Raw genomic sequence first — 5,220 nt, 5'->3', positions numbered from 1 at the left:
TCGATTGATGGGGGAGTGTAATCGTCAACATATAACCCCCATATCGGGAGTATTGTTCGAAAGGCAAAAAAGGCCTGCCAATCGACTGATTCGCTAAAATCAGGCTTACCAAGATTAGGTAAGCCCGCGCATTATACGCAAAATGGCCCAGGAAGCAAGCCGCAGTTGGGAATATGCTCAGGAAATCGTCATTTTTGCGCGTTCAGTGTCAGTTTGCGGGTTAGCACGGTGAGCAGGGAATGAATTATGCTTAGGGTGGGTTGAGCTCTCCCCTGCCCCGCCGTGAAAACGGCCGCCGGCAGGAGAGGCAATGGCGAATAGGCTGAAGGCTTTACTCTTTGCGCTCCAAAATCTGGGCCTGGGCATAGTTTTGAATACCGAGGCGAGCGATGAGGCCCAGCTCGGTTTCCAGCCAGTCGATATGCTCTTCTTCATCGACCAGGATATCGATCATCAAATCGCGGCTGACATAATCGTGAATAGAATCGGCATAGGCGATACCTTCACGCAGGTTCTTGGCACCAGCCAGCTCCAGAGCCAGATCGGAACGCAGCATCTCTTCAATATCTTCGCCGATGTTCAGCTTGCCGAGATCTTGCAGGTTAGGAAGCCCTTCCAGGAACAGGATACGCTCGATGTAGCGATCTGCATGTTTCATTTCGTCGATCGACTCGTGGTATTCCTTGTCGTTGAGGCGCATTAAGCCCCAATTCTTGAACATGCGGGCGTGCAGGAAATATTGATTGATGGCAACCAGCTCGTTGCCGAGCAGCTTGTTGAGGTGAGCAATGATCTTTTTATCGCCTTTCATAGGTAACTCCTCCTGGCCAGTTCTAAAAGTGTAGAACCTGTAAGCCAAGAGTCAAAAATAACCTTACCCTTTGTTAGGCAACTTCATGCATTGGGATGATAGTTCCGCGTTCCTCCACCATAATCTGTCTTGCCTGACGAATGCACTTTCCACAATCGGTACCAATCGGCACAAGTTCACGCAGCTGCTTCATGGTATGGGGATTGTGCTGACGCACCGCATTACGGATCGCTTTGTCAGTCACCGCATTACACAGACATACATACATAGAGAGACTCACTTCTTAACCAATGCATTGAGTCTAAATAGGAATGGTTTTTATTTCAATTAAGATTTGAGCAAATTGTGACTAGTCCTGATATAGGTTGACACTTTTCAACCGGATAACGCCCGATGAACCTCATCGGGCGTTTTGTATTTCAGCGACAAGTGCGGCCGCCGCGTGTTGTAGAGGTTCACCGACTCCCTGACCATCTTTCTTGCCTGCGCGATATCTTCTGGCCTGCCGAGCAGGTATTCCGTTTTGAGTATCCCGTTTATCCGTTCCGCCAGCGCGTTCTGATAACAGTCATACCCGTCCGTCATCGAGCAGATGACGCCATACTGCTGATGTAACGCCTGATATTCCTGCGAGCAGTACTGGATACCCCTGTCCGAGTGATGCACCAACGGCAACGCCGTGCGTCTGCCGGCCAGTGCCATTTTGAACGCGCAGGCGACATGCCGGGTATGCAGACTGTCATGCACGTGATATCCCACGATTTTTCTCGACCAGGCATCCGTTACCAGGCTGACATACGCCGTCCCCGTTCTCAGCGGCAGGTAGGTGATATCCGCCACCCATACCTGTTCCGGACGGCTGGCTATTACTTGATTGTCTCCCGCTTTTAGCAGGTTGGGATGGCGATAAAAACGATGATGGCTGTGCGTCGTCTTGTGATACGCCCGTTTAGGCATCACCAGTAACCGCGCGCAGCGCAGGATACTGAACAACCGGTCACGGCCCACATGCAACGCCGGTTCGGGGTGTTGCCGCAACAGGTGATGCAGCTTACGTGTCCCCAGTCGGGGTTGGTGCAAGCGGATGGCCGTCACCTGTTCGACGAGATGCCGGGCCTGCTCCTCTTTGCCTGCTTCACGCTGCAGGGACTGATACCACGCTTGTCGGCTGATGCCCATCCATCGGCAGGCCCGCGTTACTGTGAGTCCCGGTACTTGTGTTTGCGCGATAAGGCGGTTAGCTGCTTTTTTGTCAGCGTGGCGCCAAAGTCGGTGTTCATCACTTTGACGACAGCTTCGAAGAACTGGGCTTTGACTTCAGATTCAGCCAGTTGCTGCTCAAGTTCTTTAATACGCTGTTCGGGCGTCAGGGGGAGTTTGGGCATGTTGTCTCCGCACGTTCTGGTGGAAGGAGAAGTTCGCCAGTCAAGTTGACCGTATTTGCGCAGCCAGTTCATGACAGTCTGGCTGCCTTGGATACCGTAGCGATCTTGCGCCTGGCGGTATGTCATCTCGCCTTTTTCGACCTGTTCGACGACAGCCAGTTTAAAGGATAGAGAGTAATCGCGTTGTGTGCGTTTAATATACTGGTTCATCACATTTTCCTCTGTGCGTGAGTAAAATGTGTCAACGCTATTCAGGACGGGTCACAGACGTGAAAAAGGCCGGAATTCCGGCCTTTTTTTATGCTTGCGGTTTGGCTTGCGTCCAGTGTTGCCAATGACGCTTGATGAAGGTCACCGGCGGCGAGGTGGCTATGCTGTCGGCGATGACGCCCAGCGCGGTGCCGGCGTTGGCTTTTTCCTTCGGCGGTTTGACCTTGCACTGTTTGATGCCACCGCTGAACGGATTTTTCGGCTGCGGTTTTTGCGGTTTGACCGGCGGTGGAACGTAGCTGCCGCCGCCGTTGCCCTGCGGTTCGTTCAGCAGCGCGCTCGGTTTGACCAGCACGATATCGGCGGGCAGCGACGGCAGCATCTGCTGCAGCACTTTCACCGTCGCCGGACGTGGATGCCCGATGGCGATGGCGGAACCGTTGCGCCGCGCCAATTCAACCGCGCGATTGAACTGGCGGCGGATGTCGGCTTCGTTCGCGGTATCGTCGAGGAACACCTTGCGTTTGATCACTTTCACGCCGGTGCCGGCCGCGGCGCGGGTCGCCTGGCTGTTGCCGATGGTCATGCTGTCGAGGAAGTACAGGCGGTAGCTTTCGAGCGCCTGCATCACTTTCTGCATGCCCGGCAGGCTGGAGGTCATGGCGCTGCCCATGTGGTTGTTCATGCCGACCGCGTAAGGCACATTGTTCACCGCGTTGCGGATGATGCGCTGGATCTCGTCGCTGCTCATGGCTGGCTGCAGGGTATCGCGCTCCAGCGGCTGCTTGCTGAGCGGCGCCATTGGCATGTGGATCAAGACTTCGCGGCCCTGGCTGTGGGCGCGAGTGGCCATCAGGCGGGCATGCGGCGCGTTGGGCAATACCGCAACCGAGATCGCCGTCGGCATTTGCAGCACTGCGTTTTCTTCGTGAGGGCGGTAGCCCACGTCATCGATGACGATGGAGAGTTTTCCTGCCTGCGCAGCGTAAACCTGCAGCAGACAGCCTATTAACAGAGCTGTACGGGTTTTGACATAGTGCAAATCTATCTTCCCAACCACGGCAGTGGGTTAACCGCCTGTCCCTGACGACGGATTTCGAAATAGAGCGACGGCGTTCCCTGGCCGCCGCTGGTGCCGACCAGCGCGATCGGCTGGCCGGCGCGCACCTGCGCCCCGACGTTGACCAACGCGCTTTGGTTGTAGCCGTACACGCTCATGTCGCCTTTACCGTGTTCGACCACCACCATCAGGCCATAGCCTTGCAGCCAGTCGGCCAGCAGCACGCGGCCATCGGCGACGGCTTTCACTTCGCTACCTTCGCGGGCCTCAATCACCATGCCTTTCCAGCGTAGCTCGCCCTGCTGCTGTTCGCCAAAGCCGTGCAGCGTGCGGCCGCGTACCGGCCACATCAGCTGGCCGGCCGGACGACCGAGACCGCCGGTGCGCGCCATCAGCGAGCGATCGGCTTCGCTAGGTTTGTAGGTGGTGCCGGTTTTCTTCGCCTGCTGTTCCTTGATGCGCACCTGTTCGCGCACTTTGGCCGCTTCACGCGCTTCGCGTTCGGCGCGCGCACGGGCTTCGCGCTCCGCCCGGGCGATCTTGTCGCGCATGCGGGCTTCGTTTTGGCGCAGTTCCACCAGGCGTTGTTGGTCTTTTTCTAGCGAGGCTTCCAGCGCGGTCAGCGTTTTCTTGCGGGCGCCGCGCGCCTGCTCCAGCTTCTGCTGCTGTGTTTGTTGTTCGCTCAGTAAGGACTTTTGCTGGCCCTGTTTGGCCACCAGCGTGGTTTTTTGCTTCGCCAGCTCGGCGCGGGTCTGTTTCAGCTCTTCGATGGTTTTCTGGCGCGCTTCGTTCAGATAGCCGAAATAGGCCAGAATACGTTCGCTGCGCTGGCTTTCTTCACCGCTGAGGATCAGCTGCACGGCGCTGTGCTGCCCTTGCCGGAAGGCGGCGTCGAGCTGTTTGGCGAGGAGGTTTTGTTGGGTCGATTGCTGCTTTTGCAGTTTGGCTATCGAGGCGTTCAGGCCGGAAATATCCTTGCTCAACTGGGTGAGCGTGCCCTGGGTGTCGCGCAACTGGCGGCTGGCCTGGGCGATGGTTTTTTCCTGCTGACGCAGCTGATCCTGCAGCGAGCTGCGCTGCTGCTGCTGCTGCTTCACCGCTTTTTCTTTCTCGGCGATGCTCTGCTGGATGTCTTTCAGCTGGGATTTATTGTCTTCCGCCGCCTGGCCGGCGAGCGGCAACAGCAAGACGCCAGCGCAAAATACGCTGGCGCACATGGCGGTGAACGTCCTTGGCGCGGTGCGTTCAGGCAGCGGCCGGCTGCCTGCGTTTGCGCTTCGGGTTACCCTTGATAGTGCAAAAAACGCCTTCTCCCTCATGGAGAAGGATTATTCCACGATGAACAGCGGCTTACCAGTCATCTCTTGCGGGATTTCCATTCCCATCAGCGTTAACAGGGTTGGCGCGATGTCCGAAAGCTTGCCGCCTTCGATCGCCCGTGCCGGTTTGCCGACGTAAATCAGCGGTACCGGCAGGCTGGTGTGGGCGGTATGCGCCTGGCCGGTGGCCGGATCGCGCATCTGCTCGGCGTTGCCGTGATCGGCGGTGATCAGCAGTTGGCCGTCGACGTCGCGCACCGCGTCAACCACCTGGGCGATGCAGGCATCCAGCGTCTCCACCGCTTTGACCGCTGCTTCATACACGCCGGTATGCCCCACCATGTCGCCGTTCGGGTAGTTGCAGATAATGGCGTCGTATTTGCCGCTGCGGATGGCGCTCAGCAGTTTGTCGGTCAGCTCGGCGGCGCTCATCTC

General features: G+C 57.2%; 4 protein-coding genes and 2 pseudogenes. All 6 read right to left on the bottom strand.

Annotated elements, in window-relative coordinates:
* Positions 1-331 precede the first annotated feature (331 nt).
* Positions 332-811, bottom strand: a complete 480-nt coding sequence (gene bfr / locus AB0H43_RS38905) for a bacterioferritin (protein WP_360008690.1) — start codon at positions 809-811, stop codon at positions 332-334.
* Between the two features lie 73 nt (positions 812-884).
* Positions 885-1,079: a bacterioferritin-associated ferredoxin gene (gene bfd / locus AB0H43_RS38900; RefSeq protein WP_015379266.1), complete on the bottom strand. Its 195-nt coding sequence runs from the start codon at positions 1,077-1,079 to the stop codon at positions 885-887.
* 81 nt (positions 1,080-1,160) lie between these two features.
* Positions 1,161-2,406: pseudogene (locus tag AB0H43_RS38895) on the bottom strand (IS3 family transposase).
* An 88-nt stretch (positions 2,407-2,494) separates the two neighbouring features.
* Positions 2,495-3,448 carry a divergent polysaccharide deacetylase family protein gene (locus tag AB0H43_RS38890; RefSeq protein WP_049205333.1) on the bottom strand — a complete coding sequence of 318 codons (954 nt, stop codon included), beginning with the start codon at positions 3,446-3,448 and terminating at the stop codon, positions 2,495-2,497.
* 2 nt (positions 3,449-3,450) lie between these two features.
* Positions 3,451-4,785 (bottom strand): murein hydrolase activator EnvC, encoded by a 1,335-nt coding sequence (gene envC, locus AB0H43_RS38885; protein ID WP_025304680.1) that lies wholly within the window; start codon positions 4,783-4,785, stop codon positions 3,451-3,453.
* 9 nt (positions 4,786-4,794) lie between these two features.
* Positions 4,795-5,220, bottom strand: a pseudogene (locus AB0H43_RS38880) (2,3-bisphosphoglycerate-independent phosphoglycerate mutase); the annotation flags it as partial.

Source organism: Hamadaea sp. NPDC050747 (assembly GCF_040654195.1).
GTDB lineage: Bacteria > Actinomycetota > Actinomycetes > Mycobacteriales > Micromonosporaceae > Hamadaea.
This window is presented reverse-complemented; position numbering and strand designations above follow the sequence as displayed.